The sequence below is a fragment of the Cellulomonas massiliensis JC225 genome (genome assembly GCF_000312005.1).
Classification (GTDB): domain Bacteria; phylum Actinomycetota; class Actinomycetes; order Actinomycetales; family Cellulomonadaceae; genus Cellulomonas; species Cellulomonas massiliensis.
The window spans coordinates 881,137-907,860 of record NZ_HE978588.1; the positions used below are offsets into that span (position 1 = coordinate 881,137).

Here is a 26,724-nt window from a genome sequence, read left to right on the forward strand (position 1 = left end):
GCGGCTTCCGGCCGGGAGACCCGCCGCGCCGGCGGGGTGCGGCGGTCGCGACGGGGACGGCGGGCCCGGGACCGCGGGACCCCGTGACCGCCGGCGCAGCGCTCAACGCGGTCGTGGGCCAGCTCGGGTGGGCGCCGGGGATCGCGGCCGGGTCCCTGCAGGCGCGGTGGGCGCAGATCCTGGGCCCCGAGGTCGCGGAGCACGCGCAGTACGAGTCGTTCGAGCACGGCGTGCTGCGGATGCGGGCCTCGTCGACGAGCTGGGCGACGAACCTGACGTGGGCCGTGCCGACGATGCTGCGCCGGTTCGCGGAGGAGCTCGGCGAGGGCGTCGTCGTCGAGGTCCAGGTGCTCGGGCCGGGCGGGCCGGGGTTCGGCCGAGGGCCTCGGCGGGTGCCCGGGCGCGGGGTGCGCGACACCTACGGGTGAGGGCGCTGTGAGCCCGTTGCGAACACCCGTCCCGGGAAGCCGTCCCGAGGACGGGCGACGGGTAGACTGGAACCCGTCAATCCTGGCGCATCCAAGGCTGCGTCACGGCCCGAACTCCAGCGTCATGGAGTGATCCGACCTCTTCCGGGTCGGGCGACGCCCTACGACGCGCGAGTGACCTTGAGGAGCACCCCCGCCCGTGGCTGAGCAGACGACCGCAGCGAGCAACGTGTCGACGGGCAGCAACGGCGGGTACGACGCCAGCGCGATCACCGTCCTCGAGGGCCTCGAGGCGGTGCGCAAGCGTCCCGGCATGTACATCGGCTCCACCGGCGAGCGCGGGCTGCACCACCTCGTGTACGAGGTGGTCGACAACTCCGTCGACGAGGCCCTGGCCGGCTACTGCGACCACATCGAGGTGACGCTCCTGGCCGACGGCGGCGTGCGCGTCGCCGACAACGGCCGCGGCATCCCGGTCGAGCTGCACCCCACCGAGCGGCGCCCGACGCTCGAGGTCGTCATGACGATCCTGCACGCGGGCGGGAAGTTCGGCGGCGGCGGCTACGCGGTGTCCGGCGGCCTGCACGGCGTCGGCATCTCGGTCGTCAACGCGCTCTCGACCCGCGTCGAGTCGGTCGTCCGGCGGGACGGCTACACGTGGCAGATGAACTTCGCCGACGGCGGCAAGCCGCAGGGCGAGCTCCAGCAGGGCGAGCCGACGCAGGAGACGGGCACGACCCAGACGTTCTGGGCCGACCCGTCGATCTTCGAGACGGTCGACTACGACTTCGAGACGCTGCGCGCCCGGTTCCAGCAGATGGCCTTCCTCAACAAGGGCCTGCAGATCACCCTGACGGACGAGCGTCCCGCGCACGTCGTCGAGGACGACGAGGTCGCCGGCGAGTCCGACGAGGCGGACGAGGACAAGCCGAAGGCGCGCGTCGTCACCTACAAGTACGACGGCGGCCTGACCGACTACGTCAAGCACCTGAACTCGGCGAAGAAGGTCGAGCTCGTCCACCCCGAGGTCATCGACTTCGAGGCGGAGGACACCGAGCGCAAGATCTCCGTCGAGATCGCGATGCAGTGGACGTCCGCGTACTCCGAGTCGGTCTACACGTACGCCAACACCATCTCGACGACCGAGGGCGGGACGCACGAGGAGGGCTTCCGCGCGGCCATGACGTCCCTCGTCAACCGGTACGCGCGCGAGAAGAACCTGCTCAAGGAGAAGGACGAGAACCTCACCGGCGACGACGTCCGCGAGGGCCTCACGGCCGTCATCTCCGTCAAGCTCGGCGAGCCGCAGTTCGAGGGCCAGACGAAGACGAAGCTCGGCAACACCGAGGCGAAGACGTTCGTGCAGCGCGTCGTCAACGAGCAGCTCGGCGATTGGCTCGACTCGCACCCGAACGACGCGCGCGACGTCATCAAGAAGGCGATCCAGGCATCGGCGGCGCGGATGGCCGCCCGCAAGGCACGCGAGGCGACCCGGCGCAAGGGCCTGCTCGAGTCCGGCGGCATGCCGGGCAAGCTCAAGGACTGCCAGTCCCCCAACCCGTGGGAGTGCGAGGTCTTCATCGTCGAGGGCGACTCCGCCGGCGGCTCGGCGGTCCGCGGCCGCAACCCGCGGACCCAGGCGATCCTCCCGATCCGCGGCAAGATCCTCAACGTCGAGCGCGCCCGCCTCGACCGCGCGCTGGGCAACCAGGAGGTGCAGGCGCTCATCACCGCGTTCGGCACCGGCATCGGCGAGGACTTCGACATCGCCAAGCTGCGGTACCACAAGATCGTGCTGATGGCGGACGCGGACGTCGACGGCCAGCACATCCGCACGCTGCTGCTGACGCTGCTGTTCCGCTACATGCCGGACCTCATCACCCACGGCCACGTGTACCTCGCGCAGCCGCCGCTGTTCCGCATCAAGTGGAGCAACGCCGAGCACGACTACGTCTACTCCGACCGGGAGCGGGACGCGGTCATCAAGGACGGCGTCGCGGCCGGCAAGCGCCTGCCGAAGGACAACGCGATCCAGCGCTACAAGGGCCTCGGCGAGATGGACTACCAGGAGCTGTGGGAGACGACCATGTCCCCCGAGCACCGGACGCTGCTGCAGGTCACGCTGGACGAGGCGGCCGCCGCCGACGAGATCTTTTCGGTGCTCATGGGCGAGGACGTGGAGTCCCGCCGCACCTTCATCCAGCAGAACGCGAAGAACGTGCGGTTCCTGGACGTGTAGCGCCCCGCGCACACCCGGACCCCACGTCACCCCGAGGTAAGGACACCCGTGAGCGAGATCAACGACGGCGTCGAGCACGGCCGGATCGACCAGGTCGACCTGCAGCTCGAGATGCAGCGGTCGTACCTGGACTACGCGATGGCCGTCATCGTCGGCCGCGCGCTGCCCGACGTGCGCGACGGCCTCAAGCCGGTGCACCGCCGCGTGCTGTACGCGATGTACGACGGCGGCTACCGGCCGGACCGCCAGTTCTCCAAGTGCAGCCGCGTCGTCGGCGACGTCATGGGCAAGTACCACCCGCACGGTGACGGCGCGATCTACGACGCGCTCGTGCGGCTTGTCCAGGACTGGTCGCTGCGGTACCCGCTCGTCGCGGGCCAGGGCAACTTCGGCTCCCCCGGCGACGACCCGGCCGCCGCCCCGCGGTACACCGAGTGCAAGATGGCGCCGCTGGCCATGGAGATGGTCCGCGACATCGACGAGGACACCGTCGACTTCCAGGACAACTACGACGGCCGCACGCAGGAGCCCGCCGTCCTGCCCGCGCGCTTCCCGAACCTGCTGGTCAACGGCTCGGCCGGCATCGCGGTCGGCATGGCGACGAACATCCCGCCGCACAACCTGCGCGAGGTCGCCGACGGGGTGCAGTGGTACCTCGACCACCCGGACGCGACGAAGGAGGAGCTGCTCGAGGAGCTGCTCGTCCGGATCAAGGGCCCGGACTTCCCCACGGGCGCGACGATCCTCGGCCACCGCGGCATCGAGGACGCGTACCGCACGGGCCGCGGCTCGATCACGATGCGCGCCGTGGTCGAGGTCGAGGAGATCCAGGGCCGCCAGTGCCTCGTCGTCACCGAGCTGCCCTACCAGGTGAACCCCGACGCGCTGGCGAAGAAGATCGGCGACCTCATCCGCGAGAACAAGATCGCGGGCATCGCCGACCTGCGCGACGAGACCTCCGGCCGCACCGGCCAGCGCCTCGTCATCGTCCTCAAGCGGGACGCGGTCGCGAAGGTCGTGCTCAACAACCTCTACAAGCACACCCAGCTGCAGGACACCTTCGGCGCGAACATGCTCGCGCTCGTCGACGGCGTGCCGCGCACCCTGTCGATCGACGCGTTCGTCCGGCACTGGGTCACGCACCAGCTCGAGGTCATCCGCCGGCGGACGCAGTACCGCCTGCGCAAGGCCGAGGAGCAGATCCACATCTACCGCGGCTACCTCAAGGCGCTCGACGCGCTGGACGAGGTCATCGCGCTGATCCGCCGCTCCCCCGACGCCGACCAGGCTCGCGTGGGCCTCATGGAGCTCCTCGACATCGACGAGGTCCAGGCCAGCGCGATCCTCAACCTGCAGCTGCGCCGGCTCGCCGCGCTGCAGCGCCAGGAGATCCTCGACGAGCACGCGAAGCTCGAGGCGCAGATCGCCGAGTTCAACGCGATCCTCGCCTCGGAGCAGCGCCAGCGCACCATCGTGTCGGAGGAGCTCAAGGGGATCGTCGACAAGTACGGCGACGAGCGCCGCACGCACATCCTCCCGTTCGACGGCGAGGTCTCGATCGAGGACCTCATCGCCGAGGAGGAGGTCGTCGTCACGATCACCCGCGGCGGGTACGCAAAGCGGACCCGGTCGGACAGCTACCGGGCCCAGCGCCGCGGCGGCAAGGGCGTGCGTGGAGCGCAGCTGCGCGAGGACGACATCGTCGACCACTTCTTCGTCACGACGACGCACCACTGGCTCCTGTTCTTCACGAACCTCGGCCGCGTGTACCGGGCGAAGGGGTACGAGCTGCCGGAGGGCGGCCGCGACGCCAAGGGCCAGCACGTCGCCAACCTGCTCGCGTTCCTGCCCGGGGAGCGCATCGCGCAGGTGCTCGACATCCGCGACTACGAGCAGGCCGAGCACCTCGTCCTCGCGACGAAGCGGGGCCTGGTGAAGAAGACGCGCCTGGCGGAGTACGACTCCAACCGCACGGGCGGCATCATCGCGATCAACCTGCGCGAGGACGAGGACGGCCTGCCCGACGAGCTCGTCTCGGCGCGGCTCGTCGACTCGCACCAGGACCTCATGCTCGTCTCCCGCAAGGGGCAGTCCCTGCGCTTCACGGCGACCGACGACGCGCTGCGCCCGATGGGCCGCTCGACCTCGGGCGTCACGGGCATGAAGTTCCGCGCCGAGGACGAGCTGCTCGCGATGGACGTCGTGCGCGAGGACGCGTTCCTGTTCACGGTCACCGAGGGCGGCATCGCGAAGCGGACCGCGCTGACGGTGGACAACTACCGCCAGCAGGGCCGCGGCGGCCTCGGCATCCGGGTGGCGAACCTCCCGGAGGCGAACGGCGACCTCGTGGGCGCCCTCGTGACCGACGCCGACGACGAGGTCCTCGTCATCATGGAGCGCGGCAAGATCGTCCGGTCCGCGACCGCCGAGGTCAACGCGACCGGACGGACGACGCAGGGCGTCATCTTCGCCAAGCCCGACGCCGGCGACCGGATCATCGCGGTCGCCCGCAACATCGAGCGACACCTCGCGGACGATGCAGGTACCGTGGGCGCGGAGAACGGCGTGGATCCGGCCCGCGCGACCGCCGGCCCGGAGGCGCCGACGAGCCCCGACACGGGTGAGACCGCTGCCGACGAGCAGCCGGTCGAGCCCACGGAGGATGCATGAGCGCAGCGACACCGCCGCCGTCGATCCCGCCCCGCAAGCGCCCCTCGGGCGCCACCACGGGCGGGTCGTCGTCGGCGCCGCGCCCCGCGGGCGAGACGTCGGCCGGAGCCATCTCGGTGCCCGGCCGCGGCGGCTCCGGCACGACCACCGCGGAGGCGACGAGCGAGGAGTCGACCCGGCTGGGCTGGCCGAGCTCGTCGTCGCCCGAGTCGGAGGGGCACGACCAGGCTGAGCGCACGACCCGGGTCGCTCCCGCGTCGATCCCGCCCCGCACGAGGACGGGCGTCGGCCCGGACCGGGGCGCCTCGACGCCTGCGGCCGAGAAGCCCGCCGACTCCCCCACCAGCTCCACCACGTCCGGTGCCCCGGCAGCGCGCCCCGCCGGGACCGACGACGACGAGCCCACCCCGCTCGCGGCCGCCGTCGAGTCGGCGACGTCGTGGCTGAAGAAGGCCGGAGCGGCGACCAGCGCCGCGATCTCGTCCGCCGCACGGCCCAAGACCGAGGAACCTCCCGTGACCACGACCGCCTCTGCCGCCGGTGCGGCTGCCGCCGGAGCCGCGCGCCCCGCGGCCACCAACCCGTCGAGCCCGCGTCCGCAGACGGGGCGCATCCCGGTCGGCCAGCCGCACAGCGGCCCCCGGCGCGTCCGCCTCGCGATCTCGCGCGTCGACCCCTGGTCGGTGATGAAGCTGTCGTTCCTGCTGTCGGTCGCGATCGGCCTCATGATCGTCATCGCCACGGCCGTCGTCTGGTACACGCTCGACGGCATGCACGTGTTCAGCAAGGCCAACGACCTCATCACGCAGGTGACCGGCACCGAGAGCACCGTCGACATCCTGCAGTACGTCGAGTTCCGCCGGGTCGTCTCCGGTGCGACGCTCGTGTCGGTCGTGAACGTGTTCCTCATGACCGCGCTCGCGACGATCGGCGCGTTCCTCTACAACATCGTCGCGGCCCTGGTCGGCGGCGTGCACGTGACCATGACCGACGAGTGACGTCGGTTTGGGCGCCGCACCGGCCCTGAGGTAGTCTCGTCCGGCGCACCGAGCACGTCGCACGTCGACTGCCTGGAGCCACGGGCCTATAGCTCAGACGGTTAGAGCGCTTCCCTGATAAGGAAGAGGTCACAGGTTCAAGTCCTGTTAGGCCCACCACCGCATCCCTCGGGAGACGACATGAAGAAGGTCCTCCTCCTGGTCGCACTCGCGGCCGCCGGCTACGTCGTGTGGCAGAAGTACCAGCAGGACCGCGACGAGCGGGACCTGTGGGCAGAGGTCACCGACACCTTCGAGTGACCGCTCCCGGTCGGCACGCTCCGCGTGCACGGGGCCATGGCGCAATTGGTAGCGCACCTGCTTTGCAAGCAGGGGGTTAGGGGTTCGAGTCCCCTTGGCTCCACCACCGTGCCCGTCGACGGACGGGTCGCTCCCCTTGTGCGCCCTCCGCGTCAGCCCTGAGCGCGCGCGACGACCTCCACCGGCAGCCCGTCCGCGTAGACGGGCACCGGCTCGGGCGTGACCGGGCCGTCCTCGAGCGTCGCCCACTGCCACACCGGCGAGACGGTGGACGCGGTGCGGTCGGCCTGCAGCCCGACGTCGAGGACGAGCGCGTACCGGTACCCGAAGCGGCGCTGGAGGCCCTGGGCGGCCGCCAGGTTCGGGCGGTGAGCCGCGGACGCGTCCGCGGCGACGTGGACGAGGAGCAGGTTGTGCTCCGGCCCGAGCAGGCCGCGGTGGTGGACGATGAGGTTCGGCACCGCCCGCCCGCCGTCGAGCCGGACCGCGTCCTCGAGGAGCATGCCGGAGCGGTCGTACTCCGCGTCGACGCTCCACGTCGGGTCGACGGCCCGTCGCAGGTGCCAGCCGAGCTGGAATGCAACCGTGCGCTCGCTCGGGTGGCTCGTCCCGGCCGTGGCCGCGAAGAGCGTCCACTCCTCGACGAGCACGCTCGTCAGGGCGGCGCGGACGCGCGGCTGCAGGTCGGCCAGGAGCATGCGCCGGACGCTCGCGCGCTCCGACCGTGCCGCCGTGGGCCCTTCGACCGCGGCGGGACGGTCAACCCCCCGGGTCAGGGACGGGCGATTCCCAGGAACTCCCGGAGTGCGGGCGTCCCCTCGTAGGAGACGTCGAGGCGCTGCTCGTCGGGACGCGCCAGCCACCGCTCGCGGGTCAGCCGGAACCAGCGCTCCGGCGCCGGCCCTCCCCCGCGCACGGCGATGCTCTCGCCGTTGGGCTCGTAGCCGAGCTTGCGTGTGACGCCCAGCGAGGGCTGGTTGTCGGCGAACGCGCCCGTCGTCGCGACCTGGGCGTCGAGCTCGTCGAACAGCAGGTGCAGGATCACCAGCCGCATGCGCGTGCCGATCCCCTGCCCGTGGTGCGGCAGGCCGAGCCACGATCCGGTCTCCGCGGTGCGCGTGATCGCATAGTCCTTCGCGACGGCGCCCTGGGTGCCGACGAGCCGGCCGTCGACCCACGTCGCGAGCTCCAGCTGCCAGCGCTCCGGCGTCAGCTCGGCGCGCTGCTTCCAGTGCCAGCGGAGCACCGACCGCGCGACGTCCTCAGGCGTGCCGACCGTCCACGGGGTCATGAACGGCATGAAGTCCGCCGGGTGGACGCCCTCGGTCGCGGCCATCCGCGCCAGGGACTCCACCGTCGGGTCGTCGGCGTACCGCAGCTCGAGGTCACCGCTGACGACGCGGAGAGCCGACGGGGGCCACAGGTGCGCCAGGTCCATGGCCGCCACCCTGGCGAGCAGACCCGGCCCCGGTCAACCGACGTCGAGACCGACCGCTCCGGTCCCGAGCTGTGGCGGCCACGACACGATGCCGAGCTGCCGGAGCACGAGCGACGTCCCGAACGACCCGACGACGTAGACGACCGTCACCACGATCGCGACGACGTGGTGGCGGTCGTACCCGGCGAGGCGGTGACCCCGCGCGTCCCGGGCGCCGTCCGCGAGCAGCAGGACGAGGTCGACGAGGTACCAGATGCCCAGGCCGCCGCACGTGAGCACCTTGAGCACCCCGGTGCCGATCTTGCCGAGGTAGAACCGGTCGACACCGAAGTACCCCAGCAGCAGCGCGAAGAGCCACGCCGCGAGGAAGCTCTTGTCCGGGCGACCGCTCTCCCACGTCGGCGGCTGCTCGGCGACGGCCGCCGCGCGCGCGAGGCGGCCGTACGGGTCGGGAGCCGGTGAGTGGGGCGTGGGCGCGTACGGCTGGTACGCCGCCCAGTCGGCACTGTGCGAGGGTCCGAACCGCTCCGGCCCGCGCCGGCGCACGGCGGGCGTCCCGCCCGGGCTCGTCGCCGAGCCTCCCTGCTCCTCGTCCGGCGCACCCGGTTCCTGCGTCATGCGTCCGCTCCCCCCGCATCCGACGGTGACGGGGTGAACGTAGCGAGAGACGAGGTGGTCGCGCGGCCGTTTCGTCGGTCTGTGGACGACGAGAACGGCGCGGCACCCCGAGGGGGCGCCGCGCCGTTCGTCCGGCTGGTGCGAGGTCAGGACTCCGTGGTCGACCCGTCCGTCGGGGTGGTCGGCTCCGCCGGCTCCTCCGTCTTCTTCGTCGTGCTGCGGCGCGTGACCTTCTTCGCGGTCTCCGCGGCGGCCTCGGCGGCGTCCTGCACCTTGTCGCCGAGCTCCTCGGCCTTGTCGGCGGCCTTCTTGGCGGCGTCGCGGCTGCGGGCGACCGCGGCACCCGCGGCCTCACCGACCGCGTCCGCGGCGTCGCCGAGCGTCTCCTGCGCGCGGGTCGCGGGCGACACCGAGTCGACGGGCTCCCACGGCTCGGCCCACGGGTCGACGGTGGAGCGGGAGCGGGCCCAGGCGAACACCGCGCCGCCGGCGGCGACGAGGCCCGCGACGATCCAGAACGCCTTCGCGCCGCCGCCGCTCTTCTGGCTCTGCTCGGCAGCCTTCGCGGCCTCCCGGGCGGCGCGTGCGGCCTCCTTGGCGGCCTTCTTGCTCGCCTTGGCCGACTGTTCGGCAGCCTGCTCGGCGACCGCGCCGGCCCGGATCGCGGCCTCGTTCACGGCGGCGACGAGGCGGGGCAGGTAGTCGGCGACGATCTTCTCGTGCGCGGTGTCGACCGCAGGGGTCACCTTGTCGGCGGCGAGCTCGACGCGCGGCGCGGCGGCCTTCACGCTCTCCTTGTACAGGTGCTCGACGCGCGGCAGGAGCCAGTCGATGAACGCCTCGACCCGCGGGGTCGTCCACTCCTTGGCGTGCACCGCGGCGTCGCTGGCCCTCGCGCCCGCGTCCTTCGCTGCGACCGCCGCCGTCGCGGCGAGCGCGGCGGCCTGCTCCTTGATCCTCTCGGCGTCGACCTCGACGGGCTTGCTGCGGGTGAACGGCATGTCAACTCCCGGTTGCGGTAGGCGGCGATGCTGAGCCCACTCTGCCACCGCGCGGACGCCCGCGCAGTCCCTACCTGCGCGGTCATCACCCTTTCGTCACGTCTGGGCGCGGGGCCCTCGCGCCCGGGCGACGTCCCACGGGCGCGTGGAAGACTGGCGGCATGTTCGCAACCCTGCACACCTCCGCGGGCGACATCCGCGTCGAGCTGTTCCCGAACCACGCCCCGCGCACCGTCGAGAACTTCGTCGGTCTCTCGACGGGCGCCAAGCCCTGGACGGACCCGAAGACCGGCCAGGAGCGCACCGACCCGCTGTACGCGGGCGTCGTCTTCCACCGCGTCATCCCGGGCTTCATGATCCAGGGCGGCGACCCCCTGGGGAACGGCCGCGGCGGCCCGGGATACCAGTTCGACGACGAGATCCACCCGGAGCTCTCGTTCAACGAGCCGTACCTGCTCGCCATGGCGAACGCCGGCAAGCGCCCCGACCCGATCAGCGGCCGCCCGGCCGGCACGAACGGTTCGCAGTTCTTCATCTCCGTCGCGCCGACCACGTGGCTCAACGGCAAGCACACGATCTTCGGCAAGGTCGCGGACGACGCCAGCCGCGCGGTGGTCGACGCGATCGCCGCGGCGCCGACGCAGCCCGGCGACCGTCCCGTCACCGACATCGTCATCGAGTCGGTCACCGTCGAGGACTGATCGCCATCACCGAGCCCACCCTGCCGCCGGCCGACGCGGCCGACGCTCCCCCGGTCTGCCCCCGGCACCCCGACCGGGTCTCGTACGTGCGCTGCCAGCGCTGCGGTCGCCCGGTGTGCCCGCAGTGCCAGGTGCCCGCGGCGGTCGGCGTGCAGTGCGTGGACTGCGTCGCCCAGGCGAACGCCGCGCTGCCCTCGACGCGCACCGCGCTCGGCGGGGTCGCGCGCCGGGGGCGGCCGGTGGTGACCATCGGTCTCATCGCGGCGTGCGTGGTGATGTACGTGCTGCAGCTCGCCGTCGACGGCTGGACGGTGCGCTGGGCGTTCAACCCCGTCGCCGGGTGGTTCGAGCCCTGGCGGTTCGTGACGTCCGCGTTCCTGCACTCGCAGGGCTCGGTGCTGCACATCGCGATGAACATGCTCGCGCTGTGGTTCGTCGGCCCCTACCTCGAGGGGGCGCTGGGGCGCGCGCGGTTCGCGACCCTCTACGGCCTGAGCGCGATCGGCGGCTCGGTCGGGGTGCTGCTGCTGGCCCCGGTGCTCGAGGGCGGCTGGGAGCAGTGGGCGGTGGGTGCGTCCGGCGCGGTGTTCGGGCTCTTCGGAGCCGTGTTCGTCGTCCTGCGGCGGCTCGGCGGGGACGCGCGCGGGATGCTCGCCGTGATCGTCCTGAACGTGGTCCTGGGCTTCGTGCTGCCGGGCATCGCGTGGCAGGCGCACCTCGGCGGGCTCGTCGTCGGTGCCGCTCTCGGCGCCGCGTATGCGTACGCACCGAGGGAGCGCCGCGCCCTCACGGCGTGGGTCGCCCCCGCGCTGGTGGCTCTCGTGCTGGTCGGCGCGAGCCTCGCGACCTACCTGTCGGCGGGCTTCGGCTCGGTCGCCTGAGGCCTCCGTCCCGCCCGCCCGGTCGTCCCCAGCCGTGCTCACAGCTGTGGAACTACACCCGTGTAGTTATCCCCAGGGTTGTGCACCGCTGGGGACGACGAAGCCCTCGCACCGGCGTGGTGCGAGGGCTTCGGCCGGAGGGGGTCAGCGCCAGCGGGTCGTCATCCCGAAGCCGGCGATCACGAACACGGCGCCGATCGCCAGGTTCCAGGCGCGGATGCCGGGGATCGGGTACGCGAAGCTCGACAGGTACGTCACGACGATCCACGCGAGGCCGAGGATCATCAGCCCGAGCATCACCGGCACGAACCACGGCGGGTTGACCTTCGGGCCCGACGACTTCTCGGGGGGCGGGACGTACGCCGGCTTCTTGCGGGACCTCGACTCGGGCACGGGGGCACTCCTGTCCTGCGTGGTGCGGGCGGCCCGCACGATCGGTGGACGCTCACGGCGGGTGATCCGCTGCCGCATCGTCACGGTCGTGTGGCGTCGTGACCTAGCGTAGTGGCCACGTCGCGCGCGGAGGCACGCACGGTACCGCACCACCCCGGAGGACGAGTGAACGAGCACCCGCACCGCGCTCGCGCGCGGTTCACCCGCGGGACGCTCTCCGTCGCCCTCGTGCTCGCGCTCGCGGGCGTGCTCTTCGCCGCGAACGCCAAGTTCGCCCGCGCCGACGGCCAGCGGCACCCGGAGGACCTGGACGACCTCGCGCGCGTCGAGATCGCGCGCGTCGAGCGGCTGTCCTCGACCGTCGACGACCTGCGCGGCGAGGTCGACGACCTGGCGGAGGCGGAGAACGACGCGGCGGGGGCGAGCGTCGGCTCGCCGGCGGCCGGCTACGTCGTCGAGGGCGGCGCGACCCCCGTCAGCGGCCCGGGCCTCACGGTCACGCTCGACGACGCCCCGCAGGACGCGCTGCGCCCGGGCGTGGACCTCGACCGCTACGTCGTGCACCAGCAGGACCTCCAGGGCGTCATCAACGCGCTGTGGGCGGGAGGCGCCGAGGCCATGCAGCTCATGGACCAGCGCGTCATCTCGACGAGCGCCTTCCGGTGCGTGGGCAACGTGCTGCGGCTGCAGGGGCGCGTGTACTCGCCGCCCTACGTGGTGCACGCGATCGGCGACCCGGCGGCGCTGCGCGCGGCGCTCGACGCCTCGCAGGCCGTCTCGTCGTACGTCTCCGACGCCGCGCTCATCGGGCTCGGCTGGAAGGTCGAGGACGCGCAGGACGACCTGCGGCTGCCGGCGTACTCCGGGCCGACCGAGCTGGACGAGGCGGAGGTCCCGGCGGGGACCGAGGTGCTGCCGGGGCTCCCGGACGCGTCCGCGACCGCCACGCCGGGCTCGCCGGACGGCTCCGGCTCCGAGGACGCCGGCACGACCAGGGGCGCGGGAGGCTCGGGTGGCTGAGGTGCGCACCCCGCCCGGCGCGCGGGCCGGCGTCACCGGGCCGCCCCGGCACGGCCGAGGCCCGCGGCCCTCGTCGACCGGCCGGGTCGTCTACGGCGTCGTCGGCGTGGCGGGCGAGCTGCTGATCACCGTCGGCGTGCTGCTCCTGGCGTTCCTCGTCTGGCAGCTGTGGTGGACGGACGTCGAGGGCAACCGGGCGCAGGCCGGCATCGTCGACGAGATCGCCCGCGAGGCGGTGCCGACGGCCGACCCGACCGCGCCGGCAGGGCCTGCGATCGCCACCCGGCACACGGGCGACGCCCCCGTGATGGCCGAGCCGGCGCACGCGACGACGTTCGCGACGATGCGCGTCCCGCGCTGGGAGGGCGAGCCGGAGCGCCCCGTCAGCGAGGGCACCGACAAGGCCGGGGTGCTCGACCGGCTCGGCATCGGCCACTACGAGGGCGCGGCGATGCCGGGCGCCGTCGGCAACTTCGCCGTCGCGGGCCACCGGACGACCTACGCCAAGCCGTTCAACCGCGTCGCCGAGCTGCGCAAGGGCGACGCCGTCGTGGTGCGCACCGCCACGGGCGACGGTGGCGAGGGGTCGGACACCTGGTACGTGTACAGGGTCGTGTCGACGCAGGTCGTCGACCCGTCGCAGGTCTCGGTGATCGCGCCCGTGCCGGGCGACCCGGGCGCGACGCCGACCGAGCGGTACCTGACGATGACGACGTGCCACCCGATGTTCTCCGCGCGCGAGCGGTTCGTCGTCCACGGCGTCCTGGACTACTGGGCGCCGGTCTCCGAGGGCGTGCCGGAGGAGCTGCTCGCCGGCGCCGACGGCACGGTCGGCACGCAGGACGACGTGACGGTCGCGGAGCTGACGCGGTCGGGATCCGGGACGTGAGCGCACGCACGACGCCGGGAGGGCGATGATGTACGGATGGCTGTGGCGGCACCTGCCGGGCCCGGCTGCGGTGCGGGTCGTCCTGCTGGCGCTGCTCGCCGCGGCGGTCCTGGCCGCCTGCTTCCTGTGGCTGTTCCCGGCGCTCGCGCCGTACATGCCGTTCAACGACACGACCGTGGGTGAGTGAGATGACGACGCACGACGGCGCGACGAGGATCCTCGTCGTCGACAACTACGACTCGTTCGTCTACACGATCGTCGGCTACCTCCAGCAGCTCGGCGCGGAGACGGTCGTGGTGCGCAACGACGCGGTGCCGCCGGTGGAGGAGCGCGCGGGGTTCGACGGGGTGCTCGTCTCCCCCGGGCCCGGGACGCCGGCCGAGGCGGGGCGCAGCACCGACGTGATCCGCGAGTGCGCCGCCGACGGCACGCCGATGCTCGGCGTCTGCCTCGGCCACCAGGCGCTCGGCGAGGTCTTCGGCGGGACGGTCACGCACGCGCCGGAGCTCATGCACGGCAAGACGAGCGAGGTCGAGCACGACGGGCGCGGCGTGCTCTCCGGGCTGCCGACGCCGTTCACCGCCACGCGCTACCACTCGCTCGCCGTCGTGGACGGCACGGTGTCGGACGAGCTCGAGGTCACGGCGACCGTCGCGGGTCAGGGCCGGACGATCATCATGGGGCTGCAGCACCGGACGCTGCCGCTGTACGGCGTGCAGTTCCACCCCGAGTCGGTGCTCACGGAGGGCGGCCACCGCCTGCTCGCGAACTGGCTCGAGGTGTGCGGCTCGCGCGACGCCGTCGAGCGCTCGGAGGGGCTGCACCCGCTCGTGCGGCTCTGAGGGCGCTCACGACGAAGGCCCCGTCGGACTCACGTCCGGCCGGGGCCCTCGTCGTCGCTGGGGGTCAGCCGCCCGGGCTCGGCTCGTTGCCCGGCCCGCCGTCGCCGTTGCCGGCCGAGACGTGGATCTCGATGAGCTGGTCGAGCTCGACCTCCTCACCGCCGCTCGGGTTGGTGTAGATCACCGTGCCGACCGGGTCGTTGGACGGCTCGTCGACGCGCGTCACGTTCTTGAGGCCGACCTTGTCGAGCGCCTTGACCGCGTCCTCGTACGTCTGGCCGCGCAGGTCGGTCGGGATCGTCGCGGACGTCGGGGCCGTGGCGACCTCGAGGTTGATGACGGTGCCCTGGGGGACGAGCCCCGGCGCGCGGTCCTGGCTCACGACCGTGTCGACCTCGGCGTCCGCCGTCGGCTTCGGGGTCGTGTTGGCGGACAGGCCGAGCTTGTTGAGGATCTTCCGGGCGTCGTCGATGTTCTTGCCCTTGAGATCCGGCAGCTCGACGTTGCCGGAGGCGACGTACAGCGTGATCGTCGCGCCGTCGCTCACGGACTCGTCCGCGGGCGGGTCGGTCTTCGACACCTCGCCCTCGTCGAAGTCCGGCGTGTTGTCGGTCTTCTGGTCGGCCGAGACCTTGAACCCCTGCCGCTGGAGCTCGTCCGTCGCCGCCTGCGCGGACATGCCGGAGACGTCGGGCACCTTGACGGACGCGGGCCCCGTCGAGACGAAGACGGCGACCGGGGTCGACTTCTCCACCTCCTCGCCCTCGGCCGGGTCTGTCTCGATGACCTGGCCCTCGGGCACGTCCTTGGAGGCCTTCTCCTGGCGAGTGGGCACGAGCCCGGCCTCGGTGAGGATGTCCTCCGCCTCGGCCCACGTCTTGCCCGCGACGGGCGGGACGGGGAACGTCTCGGGCTCCGCCGAGCGGTTCATGTTGGCGATGAGCAGCGCCACGATCGCGCCCACGGCCAGCACCGCGATGCCGATGAGCAGGGGCAGCAGCCACTTGCGGCGGCCCTTCTCCTCCTCGTCCTGCGACGTCTGCTGGACCTCGAGCCCCGTGCTGGCCCACGGCACGGCGGGCGGCATGGCCTGGGTCGCCTGCGTGGCCGGCGTCATGACCTGGGTGGCGTCGGCGCCGGCCGCGACCACCGCGGCGGCGGCCGCCGCGCCGAGCGGCGGCGCGGTGACGGTGCCGCCGCGCAGCACCGCCTCCAGGTCGCCGCGGAACTCCGCGGCGGACTGGTAGCGGACCTCGCGGTCCTTGGCGAGCGCCTTGCCGACGATGCGGTCGAGCGACTCCGGGACGTCGGAGGCGATCGAGCTCGGGACGGGCGCGGCCTCCCGGACGTGCTGGTAGGCCACGGAGACGGGGGAGTCGCCGGTGAACGGCGGGCGGCCGGTCAGCAGCTCGAACAGCAGGCAGCCGGTGGAGTACAGGTCGGAGCGCGCGTCGACGGTCTCGCCGCGCGCCTGCTCGGGCGACAGGTACTGCGCGGTGCCGATGACCGCCTGCGTCTGCGTCATGGTCGCCGCGGAGTCGGCCACCGCGCGCGCGATGCCGAAGTCCATGACCTTGACGGCGCCCGTGGGGGTCAGCATGACGTTCGCCGGCTTGATGTCGCGGTGCACGATGCCGGCGTGGTGCGAGTACTCGAGCGCCGACAGCACGCCCGCGGTGATCTCGAGCGCCTCCTCGATGGGCGCGGCGTGCCCGTTGCGCAGGATGTCGCGGACCGTGTGGCCCTCGACGTACTCCATGACGATGAACGGCACGTGCGCGACGACGCCCGTCGGCTCGGTCACGACGTCCTCGCCCGTGTCGTACACGGCGACGATCGCGGGGTGGTTGAGCGCCGCGGCGGCCTGCGCCTCGCGGCGGAACCGGTTCTGGAACGACGGGTCGCGCGCGAGGTCGGAGCGCAGGACCTTGATCGCGACCGTCCGCCCGAGGCGGGTGTCGTGGCCGATGTGCACCTCGGCCATGCCGCCACGGCCGATGAGCTCACCGACCTCGTAACGGCCGGCGAGGATCCGGGGTCCTTCGTCCACGACTAGGCGTCCTTCGCTCGTGAGGATGTCGTCTGCGGGCCCGTGACGACGTCGCGCAGCCCGTCGTCGGTGCCCGTCCCACCGAGAGGGTATCCGGTCGGTGGCGTCACGCCGCTGACCAGCAGCGACGCGGGTGGCCCGTCGGCCTTGGTGATCTGGTTCGCGAGCCACGCGCCGAGCAGGCCGACGAGCAGCACGACGAGGGCGACGAGCGGCCAGGAGATGCGGCGCGGACCGCTGCGCAGGGTCTCCGACGTGCGCTGCGCGGCGACCTTGCCGGCGGCCGCCATGTCGGAGGGCAGGCGAGGGCGGCGAGCCGTCGGCGGCACCGACGGGGGCATGGGCGCGGCGACCGGTGTGCCGCCGGGCGTCGCCTCGGCCGGCACGTCCTTCGCGGCTGCCGAGTGCCGGCCGGCGACGGCCGTCGCGAACGGGTCGACCGCGCGCAGTGCACGCGTGACCAGCACCGGGACGCCGCTGGGCGGCGTCTTGGGCACGAGCTGGTCGAACATCTGGGCGAGCTCCTCGCCCGACGTCGGCCGATTCGACGGGTCCTTGTCGAGCAGGCGCATGACGAGCGCGGCGAGCGGCTTGTCGACGGCCGCGGGCAGCGGCGGCACGGGGTTGTTGACGTGCGCGACCGCGATGTCGACCGCGGTCGGGCCGGTGAACGGCCGGTGCCCGACGAGGGCCTCGTACGCGATGATCCCGAGCGAGTACAGGTCGGACAGGGGCGTCGCCGCCCGCCCGACCGCCTGCTCCGGCGAGAGGTACTGCGCCGTGCCCATGACCATGCCGGTCGCGGTCATCGTGGCCTGGTTGTGCGCGAGGGAGACGCCGAAGTCGGTGATCTTCACCCGGCCGCCGCGCCCGAGCAGGATGTTGCCGGGCTTCACGTCGCGGTGGACGACGCCCGCCTCGTGCGCCGCGTGCAGGCCGCGCGCGGTCTGGGCGAGGATCGGCAGCAGCTTGCGCGGCTGGAGCACCGGCTCGCGCTCGAGCAGGTCCGACAGCGGCTCGCCGACCACGAGCTCCATGACGAGGTAGCCGGAGCCGTCCGCCTCGCCGTAGTCGAACAGCTGGGCGATGTTCGGGTGGCCGAGCGACGCGGAGTTGCGGGCCTCGGTGCGGAACCGCTCCAGGAAGCCGTCGTCGCCGGCGAACTCCTCGCGCAGCACCTTGATGGCGACCGGGCGCGTCAGCGTCTCGTCGTACGCCTCCCACACCTCGCCCATGCCGCCCACGGCGATCTGCCGGACCAGCCGGTAGCGGTCCTCGAGCACGGCGCCCGTCATCGCCTTCACGAGCCCAGCACCGCCTGCATGACGGCGCGCGCGATCGGCGCGGCGACCCGGCCGCCCGTCGCGTCGCTGCCCATGTCGCCCCCACGCTCCACGATGACCGCGACAGCCACCCGCGGGTCGTCCGCCGGCGCGAACGCCGTGAACCACGCGTGCGGGTCGACGCCCTTGGCGGTCTCCGCGGTGCCCGACTTGCCCGCCACGTCGACGCCGCTGATCTGCGCCGCCGTGCCGGTGCCGCTGCGGACGACCCCGACCATCATCTCGGTGAGCTCGGCCGCGGTCTGCGGCGACACGGCGGTGGAGAGCTCCGACGGCTGCGTCTGCGAGACCACCTCCAGGTCGGCGGACCGGACGGTGTCGACGACGTACGGCCGCATGACGACGCCGTCGTTGGCGATCCCGGCGGCGACCATCGCCATCTGCATCGGCGTCGCGGTGACGCTGCCCTGGCCGATGGCCGCCAGCGCCGTCTGCGGGGTGTCGAGCTCCTCGGGGAACCGCGAGGCGACGACGGGCATGGGGATGGTGAGCTCGGAGGAGTTGAAGCCGAACTTCTCGGCCTGCTCCCGCAGCGCGTCGACGCCCAGGTCCATGCCGACGTTCGCGAAGGCGGTGTTGCACGAGACGCGCAGCGCGTCGGCGAGCGACACCTGCTCGCCGCCGCAGGACTCCCCGCCGAAGTTCGGCAGGTCCGTGCTCGTGCCGGGCAGGCGCAGCGTGCGGGGGGAGTCGACCTTCGTCTCGGGGGTGTAGCCGTTCTCGAGGGCGGCGGCGGCCGTCACGAGCTTGAAGGTGGAGCCGGGCGGGTAGGTCTCGAGGGTCGCGTTGCTGCGCAGCGGGTTGCCCTCGGCCTGCTCCAGCTTGCGGTACTCGGCCGTGGCCTTCGCAGTGTCGTTCTGCGCGATCAGGTTCGGGTCGAACGACGGCGTCGAGACGAGCGCCAGGATCTTGCCGGTCGCCGGCTCGATCGCCACGACGGCGCCCTGCTGCGACCCGAGGCCCTCGAGCGCGGCCTTCTGCGCGGCGGGGACGATCGTGGTCTCGACGGCCGCGCCCTCCGACGAGCGGCCCGTGAGCAGGTCCCGCACGCGCGTGAAGAACAGCTGGTCGCTCTGGCCGGTGAGGACGCCGTTCTCGGCGTTCTCCAGCGCGGTCTTCCCGACGATGGAGTAGAAGCCCGTCACCGTGGAGTACAGCTCGCCCTCGGGGTACTCGCGCTGACGCCCGAAGTCGTCGTCGACCTCCACGGAGCGCGCGACCGCGTCGCCGGCGACGACGATCGGCCCGCGCGGCCCGCCGAACTCGCGGTAGAGCTGGCGGGAGTTGCGCCCGTCCGCGTTGAGCGACCCCGCCTGGTGGTACTGGATCCACGTCACTCCGCCCATGAGGACGAGGAACATGCCGACGACGACCATCGCGACGTGGCGCAGCGGGGTGTTCACGACACGCCCCCGATCCGCTCCGTGGGGTGGTCGTCGCCGTGCGCGTCCTCGTCCGAGCCGGTGCGCGCGGGGCGCGCCGCGGCGACCGACGACGTGCGGGCCGGAAGCGCGTCGGCGGGCACCGCGTCGTCCTCGTCGGGGTCGGGCAGGTCGTCGATCGTCAGCACCTGCATCGCCGGCGCGGGCCGGCGCGCGTCGTCGGAGATGCGCAGCAGGAGCGCGACGATGATCCAGTTCGCCAGCAGCGACGAGCCGCCGTAGGCGACGAACGGCGTGGTCAGGCCCGTCAGCGGGATGATCCGGGTGACGCCGCCGACGACGACGAACGTCTGCCACGCCAGGACGAACGCGAGGCCGCCCGCGAGCAGCTTCCCGAACCCGTCACGCACGCCGATCGCCGAGCGCAGCCCGCGCTGGGCGAGCAGCAGGTAGCACATGAGCAGGGCGAACAGCCCGGTCAGGCCCAGCTCCTCGCCGAGCGAGGCGACGACGAAGTCCGACTGCGCGTAGGCGACGAGGTCCGGCCGCCCCTGGCCGAGCCCGGTGCCGAACAGCCCGCCGTTCGCCAGGCCGAACAGGCCCTGGACGAGCTGCCACGAGCCACCGACCTCACGGTCGTACACCTCGGGGTCGAGCGCGTGCAGCCACACGTCGAACCGGGCCTGGACGTGCCCGAACAGGTTCGCGGCGAGGGCGGCGCCGCCGACGAACAGCAGCACGCCGATGACGACCCAGGAGAACCGCTCGGTGGCGATGAACAGCATCGCGACGAACAGGCCGAAGAGCATGAGCGAGGTGCCGAGGTCGCGCTCGAAGACGAGGACGCCGAGCGAGGCGACCCAGACGATGAGGATCGGTCCGAGGTCGCGCAGGCGCGGCAGCTGCAGCCCGAGCACCTTGGGCCCGGCGAGGGCGAGCGCGTCGCGGTGCGTCACGAGGTAGCCCGCGAAGAAGATCGCGAGCGTGATCTTGGCGAGCTCCGCCGGCTGCAGGCCCGCCGGGCCGAGCCGCACCCAGATCCGCGCGCCGTTGATCGTCTGGCCGATCACGGGCAGCAGCGGCAGGACGAGCAGGACGAGCGAGACGACCATCGCCGTGTACGTGAACCGGCGCAGCGTGCGGTGGTCGCGCAGGAAGACGATGACCGCCGCGGCCAGCGCGATCGCCAGGCCCGTCCAGACGAGCTGGCGGCCCGCGAAGCCGTGCTCCTTGCCCGCGGCCTCGTAGCCGATGTCGATGCGGTAGATGATCGCCAGGCCGACGCCGTTGAGCGCGACCGCCAGCGGCAGCATCACCGGGTCGGCGAACGGCGCCCGCCACCGCAGCACGACGTGCATGCCGACGGACAGCACCGTGAGGCCGATGCTGTAGCCGACGACGTCGGCCGGCACCTCGCCGGACGTGCCGATGCCGACGAGCACGTACGCGCCGATGCCGACCGCGAGGGCCAGCACGAGCAGCACCAGCTCGGTGCCGCGGCCGGCCCGCACGGGGAGCGGCTGGACTGTCGCCATGTCAGCCCTCGACCGGGTCGGTCGTCGGCGGTGGCGGCGTGGACAGCGGGGTGCGGGTGGGCGCCGGGGTGCTCGGCGCGGAGGTCTGCGGCGCCGGCTCGACGGTCTGCTCCTCGAGCTTCGCGACGAGGTCGCGCGCCGAGGCCAGCGACGCGGCGTGGATCGTCTGCTCGAGCCGGTCGGCGAGGTAGCCGGGCTTGATCTCGTCGGCGCGGATGCCCGAGCGCTCGACGACGGTCGAGAGGGACACCGGCCCGACCGACGCGGGGACGCCCTGGAAGATCGCGATCTCGTCGTCGGAGATCCCGACGTAGTACTGCCCCCGGACGGCCACCGCCCCGCCGACGACGACGAGCAGCACCACGACGGCGGCGACCGCCCACCGCAGCCCGCGCCAGCGCCGGCCCGGCTCCTCGTCGGTGTCGTCGTCCTCGTCGCCGGCCGGAGCGGCCGCGCTCTCGTCCTCGCCGTCGTCCTTGGCCTGCTGCGCCGCCGCGGCCTGCGCGGCCAGGCTCGCTGCACGGGCGGCGGGGCCGTCGCCGGCACGCGTCGGCGCGTCCCGGTTCACGGCCGCGGCGCCGACGACGGTGGCCGACGTGCTGGGGCCCGTGCCGTCCGCGACGGAGTCGAGCTCGATGACGTCCGCGACGACGACCGTGACGTTGTCGCCGCCTCCCGCGCGCAGCGCGAGCTGCACCAGACGGTCGGCGCACGAGTCGACGTCGTCGATCGTCCGGAGCGTCTCGCCGATCGTCTCGGCGCTCACGAAGCCCGACAGGCCGTCCGAGCAGAGCAGCCACCGGTCGCCCACGCGCGCCTCGCGCACCGACATGTCGGGCGTGACCTCGGTGTCGAAGTCGCCCAGCACGCGCATGACGACCGACCGCTGCGGGTGGTGCTCCGCCTCCTCCGGCGTGATCCGGCCGATGTCGACGAGGTGCTGGACGAACGTGTGGTCGGTGGTGACCTGCGTGAGGACGCCGTCGCGCAGCAGGTACCCGCGCGAGTCGCCGAGGTGCACCATCGCGAGCTTGTTGCCCGCCCGCAGGATCGCGACGACGGTCGTGCCCATGCCGGCGAGCTCGGGCTCCGTCTCGGTCCGCGCGACGATCTCGTCCCGCGCCTGCTCGAGCGCCTCCTCGAGCCGCCCCAGCGCGTCGTCGGGGCCGTGCGACTCGCCGTCCAGCGGCGCGAACGCGGCGACCGCGACCGACGAGGCGACGTCCCCGCCCGCGTGGCCGCCCATGCCGTCCGCGACCATGAGCAGGTGCGGGCCGGCGTAGCCGGAGTCCTGGTTGTTCGACCGGACCAGCCCCACGTCGGACCGGGCCGCGTACCTCAGCGCGACGGACACCCGGGCTACCTCTGCAGCTCGATGACGTTGCGGCCGATCCGCACCGGCGTGCCCGTGGGCAGCGGCGTCGGGGCGGTCAGACGGCTCTCGCCGAGGAACGTGCCGTTGGTCGAGCCGAGGTCCTCCACGAACCAGCCGCCCTCGTGCGGGAACACGCGCGCGTGCCGGGAGGAGGAGTAGTCGTCGTCGAGGACGAGGGTGCAGGCAGGGGAGCGGCCGATGAGCACCGCGGACGAGCTGAGCGGGACGCCCGTGCCGGTCAGCGGCCCTTCGGTGACGACGAGCCGCCGGGCGTCGCCGCCACCGCGGGCCGGCCGCTGCGGCGGCTCCACGGGTGCGGGGCCGGGCGACGGGGACGGCGCCGGGCCCGCCGAGGCGGCGCGCGCCGTGCGACGACGGGAGATCTTCGTCCCGTACAGGTCGCGGCGCAGCACTGCGATGGAGGAGAGCACGAGCACCCACAACAGCGCGAGATACCCCAGCCGCAGCAGGGTGACCGTCAGCTCACTCATGCGCCCGTCACGCGTCCGGGTCCGGCTCGGGGCCCGTCCAGAACAGGATCCGTGTGCGTCCGATGGTCAGGGTGTTCCCGTCCAGCAGCGTCGCGGCCGGGACCTGGTGGCCCTCGACGTACAGCCCGTTCGTCGACCCCAGGTCGCTCGCGATCACGCCGTCCGGCGTCACGCGGATCTCCAGGTGCCGGCGGGAGACGCCGGGGTCGTCGACGATGATGTCCGCCTCCGAGCCGCGGCCGATGATCGTCACCGGGCCGGTCAGCAGGTAGCGCTGACCGTCGATGTCGAGCAGCGGGTGGCGAGCGCTCGGCGGCTGCGACGTCGCCGGGGCCACCGCGCCGCGCACCGTCGCGCTGTGCACGCGGAACCGGCCGGCCTCCTGCTCGACGTTCTCGCTGAACGACACGGTCACCGGCCCGACGAACGCGTACCGCTGGCTCGCCGCGTGCTCGGTGACGGTCGCGGCGAACTCGTCCGCCATCGCCTCCGCGCCCCACGCCTCCACCTGGTCGTAGTCGGCCGTGGACAGCTCGATCGTGAACTCGTTCGGCACGACCGTCCGGTCGCGCCCCACCACGGCGGCGCGGTCGTCGAGCTCGCGCCGCAGCGCGCTGCTCAGCTCCACCGGCTTCAGCTCGCTCTTGAAGGCCCGGGCGAAGGCGTTGTTCACGGCGCGCTCGACGCCGTTCTCGAACCTGTCGAGGAATCCCATCCCAGCCTCCTTCCTGGCGCGTGCGACCCGACCGTCGCGGGGACGGTCGGCGGGTGGGCCGTGGGCGGTCCGCGTCGATGGTATCCACGCCGGGGCTCCGGAGGGGTCCGACGGGGGGTGGACGCGCTGGCCGTCCTCGTGCGCCCGTGGTCGCGCACGCGGTCTCACCGGCGGATGAGCCCTGCTCACGGGCCTGCTGCGGTGGTCCGGCGTCGCCGCCTCGCGGCCGGACCGGCCGGTTCGGAGGCACCTCGTCGTCGTGCTAATCTTCTGCGGCGCGCGCGAGTGGCGGAACGGCAGACGCGCTGGCTTCAGGTGCCAGTGTCCGAAAGGGCGTGGGGGTTCAAATCCCCCCTCGCGCACACAGTGACTGACTCCCGGTCGGGGCTTCCCGGCCGGGAGTTCGTCGTCTCTCGCTGACCCTGCGGGTTGGCTCTCGAGGGTGAACTGGCGCACGGCCGCGGTCGACGGCGGAAGCGAGGATCAGCATGCGATTCATCGGACTTGAACCGCTCGCGTCCGACGTGGGCATCATCGAGCTCGAGACAGACGACTTCGGATACGTCGACCTCTACAACTATGCCGATCTGCGGTCGGTCTGCGTCGACTACGAGCAACGCGCGCTCGAGCTCGTGTTCGCGCTTCCTGACTCCCGCACTCTCGTCCTGCGGTTCGAGCAGATCTCCCGCTGGTCGGTCTCGAGCGATGGTTACGCGTTTACCGACATGCGGCACAACGAGTTCAACTTCCTCTCAGCGCCACCACCGCCGGTCGGAGACGTGTCGTACGAGCTCGGCGTGGACCTGGTCGACACGAGCTTCCTGTTCGACGCCGAGGTCGTTCGCGTGTTCGCGCCGACCGAGAACCAACGCCGCTGACCCCGTGCACCCGCCGTCGTCGAGCGGCCTCTGCGAACTCTTCGGTGACGCAGAGCGGCCACCTCGCTGCCGCCGCTCAGTCCACGCGGGACGTCAAAGTGCTTCCGGATCGCCGTTGCGCTGACGATGCGGCCCGGGTCGCTCGGTACCTATAGGCCTCGGCGCTCCGGTCTGGCCAGGGAGCGCTCGGGACGTCGAAGGCGCGTCCATCATCATGCGCAACGAGTTGCGCAGCCAACGAGGGAACGGTCCGAGGAGGTGTCGAGTGGTCGGGTGGCCTGTTGTGCCGATGCTGTCGGTCGTTGCGGGCCTGCTCGCTGCCCGGGACCCGCTCCTGCCGGATGAGCGCCGCTGGACTGCTGGGCTCGCGTGGCCGCTCTTCGGCGCCGTGGCGCTCACGGTCGGGACCTCGTTGCTCAACATCGCCTCCATCAACGAGCTCCTCGCCGGTGGATACGTCATCGCCATTGCTGTGACCGGTCTGCGGCCGGCGCTCCTGATGGACCAGCTCTTCTCCGCCGCGTGGCTTCGCAGACCAGCGCAGGCCCGACTTCGCCGCCGCATGCGCATCTCGGTAGCTGCGTTTATCGGCCTCGGCATCGGTTGGGCGCTCTTGCTCGAGATGGCGCCGCCCGAGACATGGTCCGGTCGCTACAGCCCGACCCGGCTAGCGCGCGACAGGCGTCAAGAGGAGAGCGGTCCCGGCTCGGTGCCCTTGAGTGCGAGTCGAGTCTGCAGCCCTACGGGAGCGTAGGGAGTGGGAAGCCGGCCTGGGCGAGCAGGTCAGGTGGCACGAGGCTGGAGCGAGCGGATTGAAGGTCGCCAACGGCCGCAAGAAAGAACGATCCGTCGACATCAGCCAGGTGGGGCCGCGAGGGCGCTTCCGGCGGTCTGGCAGGTCGGCTTCGTGCGACTGGAGGTAGCAGGCGATGCCCAGCCCAGTCGGGTGCACGGTCGTTGTGCTCGCAGTTGCCTCGCTCGCAGCGTGCGCAACGCCGGTCGCCGCTCGCGCAGAGGTCATCGAGATGTACGCCGGGCGCACCGAAGCAGTCGCTCGCGTGAACCCGGAACGGTCCTTGACGGACCTGCTGACGAACAGGCGGTTCGTCATCGACGGCGCACGTCCGGCGCCCTTGACCGCGGGTGTTGTCGTGGGGGTGGTGAGCGACGTCGAGCCGGGCAAGGCGTACATCGCCCCGGGTGAGGGTGCGACCAGTCAGGAGGTCGCCTTCGACGACGAGGACGCACTGTGGCGAACCGTCGACCTGGTCGTGCAGGTCGAGGAGCGTCTCGGCTTCGAGGACCAGTCCACGACGATCCGGCTCACCGTGCCCGTCAACGGGTCGCTGCCGTTCGACACGTACCGCAAGGGCATGACGACGATGGGGCCGGTCGTGTTCGTCGTCGACCACGGGCGAGAGGGCGGATACACCGTCCACTGGGCTGGTGCGTTCTTCGCGCCCGTCGACTCCACCGGGAAGTTCCACTTCGAGGCGCTGGGGGACGAAGGCGGTTCCCTGCAGGGGCTGGTCGACACGCTCGACGAGCTGCGCGCCGAAGCCTCCAAGCCGCCGGTCATCATCACCAGCGACCTCGGTGGCCAACACCGAAGCGAGCCCACACCCGCCCCCGCGCCGTAGCCAGCGCCATGCCGCGTCCAGGCGTCGACTGCTCAGGGACCAGCGTCGACGCCCGCCCGCGCAGCCGGCGCCCTCGCACGTCGGGCGTCGCGCTCATCAGCTCGACGCGGGCCTCGAACCCGCCGTCCCACTCCCCCGGAGGTACAGAACCCCGTCCTCAACCTGTACAAGCCCCTGACCAGCACGAGCATCCCCCGCAGGTCAGAAGTTCAACGAACACGCCACACAGTGACTGACTCCCGGTCCGGGATTGCCGGCCGGGAGTTCGCCATCTACGGGGTGGCTCGCGCCCAGCTCCGACGCATGCCCGCTCCGTCGATCGGGTGACGAGTGCCCGGGTCTGACGGCGACCGGGATGCTCGGCGATACGGTCGGGCGCAGCGCGTCCCTCCACCATCGCGCCGCAGACCTCTCCTGGCAGTACCTCGACGGGGATCGGTGATGATCGCGCTCTCTGTTGTCATGGCCGTCTGCGCGGTGCTCCTGGTCGTCCAAGGCGGCGGGATGTTCCAGCTCGGCTGGCCGGGATACCCGGGAACGGACGACGGCCTCATCGGTGCGGCAGTGCAGACGGCCGGCCTCGCACTGTTCGGCTCTGCGTTCGCGGCGTTTGCCTTCGGGGCGTGGGGGCTGACTGACAAGCCGGTTCCCGCCGGCTGCGTCGGCGTGGGTCTGGCCGTGATGGGAGTCGGCGGATTCGTGATACTGGCGATCCGCAGGGCTTGTCAGCGGCGCCAGCGGGAAGGGCGAAGGCCTGCTGCCGTTCCTGCGGCTCTGCTGTTCGTCGAAGCAGCGACATTCGTGGGCGGGACCGGATCGATCGTCTCCGGCATCGCGATGCTCTCGTAGCCCAGGGTCCTGACGTCAAGCACTCCACCCGCGCCGCCGCGCGGGCTG

The 26,724-nt window shown here is 72.4% G+C and carries 27 protein-coding genes and 3 tRNA genes; 18 read left to right on the forward strand and 12 right to left on the reverse strand.

The genetic code is table 11. The features are described from left to right. The 7 genes from HGCM_RS16795 to HGCM_RS04175 form a co-directional block, all read left to right on the forward strand. Positions 1-428 (forward strand): DciA family protein (locus tag HGCM_RS16795; RefSeq protein ID WP_019135622.1); only part of this gene is annotated, 428 nt, incomplete at its 5' end. 199 nt (positions 429-627) lie between these two features. Further along, entirely contained in the window at positions 628-2,667 is a 2,040-nt protein-coding gene (gene gyrB, locus HGCM_RS04150) for a DNA topoisomerase (ATP-hydrolyzing) subunit B (RefSeq protein ID WP_019135623.1), read from the forward strand. A 48-nt stretch (positions 2,668-2,715) separates the two neighbouring features. Then, positions 2,716-5,337 carry a DNA gyrase subunit A gene (gene gyrA / locus HGCM_RS16800; protein ID WP_019135624.1) on the forward strand — a complete coding sequence of 874 codons (2,622 nt, stop codon included), beginning with the start codon at positions 2,716-2,718 and terminating at the stop codon, positions 5,335-5,337. Next, positions 5,334-6,335, forward strand: coding sequence for a DUF3566 domain-containing protein (locus tag HGCM_RS04160; protein WP_019135625.1), 1,002 nt, complete (start codon positions 5,334-5,336; stop codon positions 6,333-6,335). Before gyrA ends, HGCM_RS04160 begins: the two co-directional genes overlap by 4 nt. A gap of 82 nt (positions 6,336-6,417) precedes the next feature. After that, positions 6,418-6,494 (forward strand) — tRNA-Ile (locus HGCM_RS04165). A gap of 21 nt (positions 6,495-6,515) precedes the next feature. Then, positions 6,516-6,635, forward strand: coding sequence for a DLW-39 family protein (locus HGCM_RS20240; RefSeq protein WP_019135626.1), 120 nt, complete (start codon positions 6,516-6,518; stop codon positions 6,633-6,635). A gap of 30 nt (positions 6,636-6,665) precedes the next feature. Further along, positions 6,666-6,741: transfer RNA gene (locus HGCM_RS04175), tRNA-Ala, on the forward strand. 46 nt (positions 6,742-6,787) lie between these two features. Here HGCM_RS04175 and HGCM_RS04180 read toward each other — a convergent pair. From HGCM_RS04180 to HGCM_RS04195, 4 genes are all read right to left on the reverse strand, one after another. Beyond that, positions 6,788-7,333, reverse strand: a complete 546-nt coding sequence (locus HGCM_RS04180) for a hypothetical protein (protein WP_019135627.1) — start codon at positions 7,331-7,333, stop codon at positions 6,788-6,790. Positions 7,334-7,407: 74 nt separating this feature from the next. After that, positions 7,408-8,073, reverse strand: a complete 666-nt coding sequence (locus HGCM_RS04185) for a GNAT family N-acetyltransferase (RefSeq protein WP_019135628.1) — start codon at positions 8,071-8,073, stop codon at positions 7,408-7,410. 33 nt (positions 8,074-8,106) lie between these two features. Continuing rightward, complete coding sequence (locus tag HGCM_RS19045; protein WP_019135629.1) at positions 8,107-8,691, reverse strand: TM2 domain-containing protein; 585 nt, start codon at positions 8,689-8,691, stop codon at positions 8,107-8,109. A 146-nt stretch (positions 8,692-8,837) separates the two neighbouring features. Then, on the reverse strand, positions 8,838-9,692 hold the full coding sequence (locus HGCM_RS04195; protein ID WP_019135630.1) for a hypothetical protein: 855 nt from the start codon (positions 9,690-9,692) through the stop codon (positions 8,838-8,840). A gap of 161 nt (positions 9,693-9,853) precedes the next feature. Between HGCM_RS04195 and HGCM_RS04200 the strand changes: the two genes are divergently transcribed. Together HGCM_RS04200 and HGCM_RS04205 are read left to right on the forward strand one after the other, a co-directional pair. Then, positions 9,854-10,393, forward strand: a complete 540-nt coding sequence (locus tag HGCM_RS04200) for a peptidylprolyl isomerase (RefSeq protein WP_019135631.1) — start codon at positions 9,854-9,856, stop codon at positions 10,391-10,393. Between the two features lie 113 nt (positions 10,394-10,506). Further along, the gene (locus HGCM_RS04205; protein WP_019135632.1) at positions 10,507-11,274 is read left to right on the forward strand and encodes a rhomboid family intramembrane serine protease; all 768 of its coding nucleotides are present in this window, start codon (positions 10,507-10,509) and stop codon (positions 11,272-11,274) included. A 144-nt stretch (positions 11,275-11,418) separates the two neighbouring features. On the opposite strand, the gene HGCM_RS04210 is transcribed toward HGCM_RS04205, so the two are convergent. Further along, complete coding sequence (locus tag HGCM_RS04210) at positions 11,419-11,667, reverse strand: cell division protein CrgA (RefSeq protein ID WP_019135633.1); 249 nt, start codon at positions 11,665-11,667, stop codon at positions 11,419-11,421. A gap of 165 nt (positions 11,668-11,832) precedes the next feature. On the opposite strand from HGCM_RS04210, the gene HGCM_RS04215 reads away from it, so the two are divergent. Genes HGCM_RS04215 through HGCM_RS04230 form a run of 4 tightly spaced genes read left to right on the forward strand, consistent with a single transcriptional unit; the run spans position 11,833 to position 14,418 of the window. After that, positions 11,833-12,687, forward strand: a complete 855-nt coding sequence (locus tag HGCM_RS04215) for a DUF881 domain-containing protein (protein WP_019135634.1) — start codon at positions 11,833-11,835, stop codon at positions 12,685-12,687. Further along, the gene (locus HGCM_RS04220) at positions 12,680-13,576 is read left to right on the forward strand and encodes a class E sortase (RefSeq protein WP_019135635.1); all 897 of its coding nucleotides are present in this window, start codon (positions 12,680-12,682) and stop codon (positions 13,574-13,576) included. Before HGCM_RS04215 ends, HGCM_RS04220 begins: the two co-directional genes overlap by 8 nt. Positions 13,577-13,601: 25 nt before the next feature. Further along, entirely contained in the window at positions 13,602-13,763 is a 162-nt protein-coding gene (locus HGCM_RS20050) for a hypothetical protein (RefSeq protein WP_019135636.1), read from the forward strand. A 1-nt stretch (position 13,764) separates the two neighbouring features. Further along, complete coding sequence (locus tag HGCM_RS04230) at positions 13,765-14,418, forward strand: aminodeoxychorismate/anthranilate synthase component II (RefSeq protein WP_019135637.1); 654 nt, start codon at positions 13,765-13,767, stop codon at positions 14,416-14,418. Between the two features lie 64 nt (positions 14,419-14,482). On the opposite strand, the gene pknB is transcribed toward HGCM_RS04230, so the two are convergent. The 7 genes from pknB to HGCM_RS04265 are packed head-to-tail and all read right to left on the reverse strand — an operon-like array spanning position 14,483 to position 23,309. Further along, positions 14,483-16,468: a Stk1 family PASTA domain-containing Ser/Thr kinase gene (gene pknB / locus HGCM_RS04235; protein ID WP_019135638.1), complete on the reverse strand. Its 1,986-nt coding sequence runs from the start codon at positions 16,466-16,468 to the stop codon at positions 14,483-14,485. 2 nt (positions 16,469-16,470) lie between these two features. Then, the gene (locus HGCM_RS04240; protein ID WP_081596434.1) at positions 16,471-17,763 is read right to left on the reverse strand and encodes a serine/threonine-protein kinase; all 1,293 of its coding nucleotides are present in this window, start codon (positions 17,761-17,763) and stop codon (positions 16,471-16,473) included. Between the two features lie 5 nt (positions 17,764-17,768). Beyond that, positions 17,769-19,214, reverse strand: coding sequence for a peptidoglycan D,D-transpeptidase FtsI family protein (locus HGCM_RS04245; protein WP_019135640.1), 1,446 nt, complete (start codon positions 19,212-19,214; stop codon positions 17,769-17,771). Beyond that, the gene (locus HGCM_RS04250; RefSeq protein ID WP_019135641.1) at positions 19,211-20,728 is read right to left on the reverse strand and encodes an FtsW/RodA/SpoVE family cell cycle protein; all 1,518 of its coding nucleotides are present in this window, start codon (positions 20,726-20,728) and stop codon (positions 19,211-19,213) included. Before HGCM_RS04250 ends, HGCM_RS04245 begins: the two co-directional genes overlap by 4 nt. Position 20,729: 1 nt before the next feature. Next, the gene (locus HGCM_RS04255; protein ID WP_019135642.1) at positions 20,730-22,082 is read right to left on the reverse strand and encodes a PP2C family protein-serine/threonine phosphatase; all 1,353 of its coding nucleotides are present in this window, start codon (positions 22,080-22,082) and stop codon (positions 20,730-20,732) included. A gap of 5 nt (positions 22,083-22,087) precedes the next feature. Then, positions 22,088-22,594, reverse strand: coding sequence for an FHA domain-containing protein FhaB/FipA (locus HGCM_RS04260; protein WP_019135643.1), 507 nt, complete (start codon positions 22,592-22,594; stop codon positions 22,088-22,090). A 7-nt stretch (positions 22,595-22,601) separates the two neighbouring features. After that, positions 22,602-23,309, reverse strand: a complete 708-nt coding sequence (locus tag HGCM_RS04265; RefSeq protein WP_019135644.1) for an FHA domain-containing protein — start codon at positions 23,307-23,309, stop codon at positions 22,602-22,604. 279 nt (positions 23,310-23,588) lie between these two features. Here HGCM_RS04265 and HGCM_RS04270 point away from each other — a divergent pair. The 5 genes from HGCM_RS04270 (at position 23,589) to HGCM_RS04300 (ending at position 26,676) form a co-directional block, all read left to right on the forward strand. Further along, positions 23,589-23,671, forward strand: a tRNA-Leu gene (locus tag HGCM_RS04270). 126 nt (positions 23,672-23,797) lie between these two features. After that, complete coding sequence (locus HGCM_RS04275) at positions 23,798-24,187, forward strand: hypothetical protein (protein WP_019135645.1); 390 nt, start codon at positions 23,798-23,800, stop codon at positions 24,185-24,187. 283 nt (positions 24,188-24,470) lie between these two features. Beyond that, on the forward strand, positions 24,471-24,941 hold the full coding sequence (locus tag HGCM_RS04280; RefSeq protein ID WP_147572650.1) for a hypothetical protein: 471 nt from the start codon (positions 24,471-24,473) through the stop codon (positions 24,939-24,941). Positions 24,942-25,212: 271 nt separating this feature from the next. Then, positions 25,213-25,827, forward strand: coding sequence for a hypothetical protein (locus HGCM_RS18705; protein WP_161604960.1), 615 nt, complete (start codon positions 25,213-25,215; stop codon positions 25,825-25,827). Positions 25,828-26,268: 441 nt separating this feature from the next. After that, positions 26,269-26,676, forward strand: coding sequence for a hypothetical protein (locus HGCM_RS04300; RefSeq protein WP_147572654.1), 408 nt, complete (start codon positions 26,269-26,271; stop codon positions 26,674-26,676). Positions 26,677-26,724: the final 48 nt, after the last annotated feature.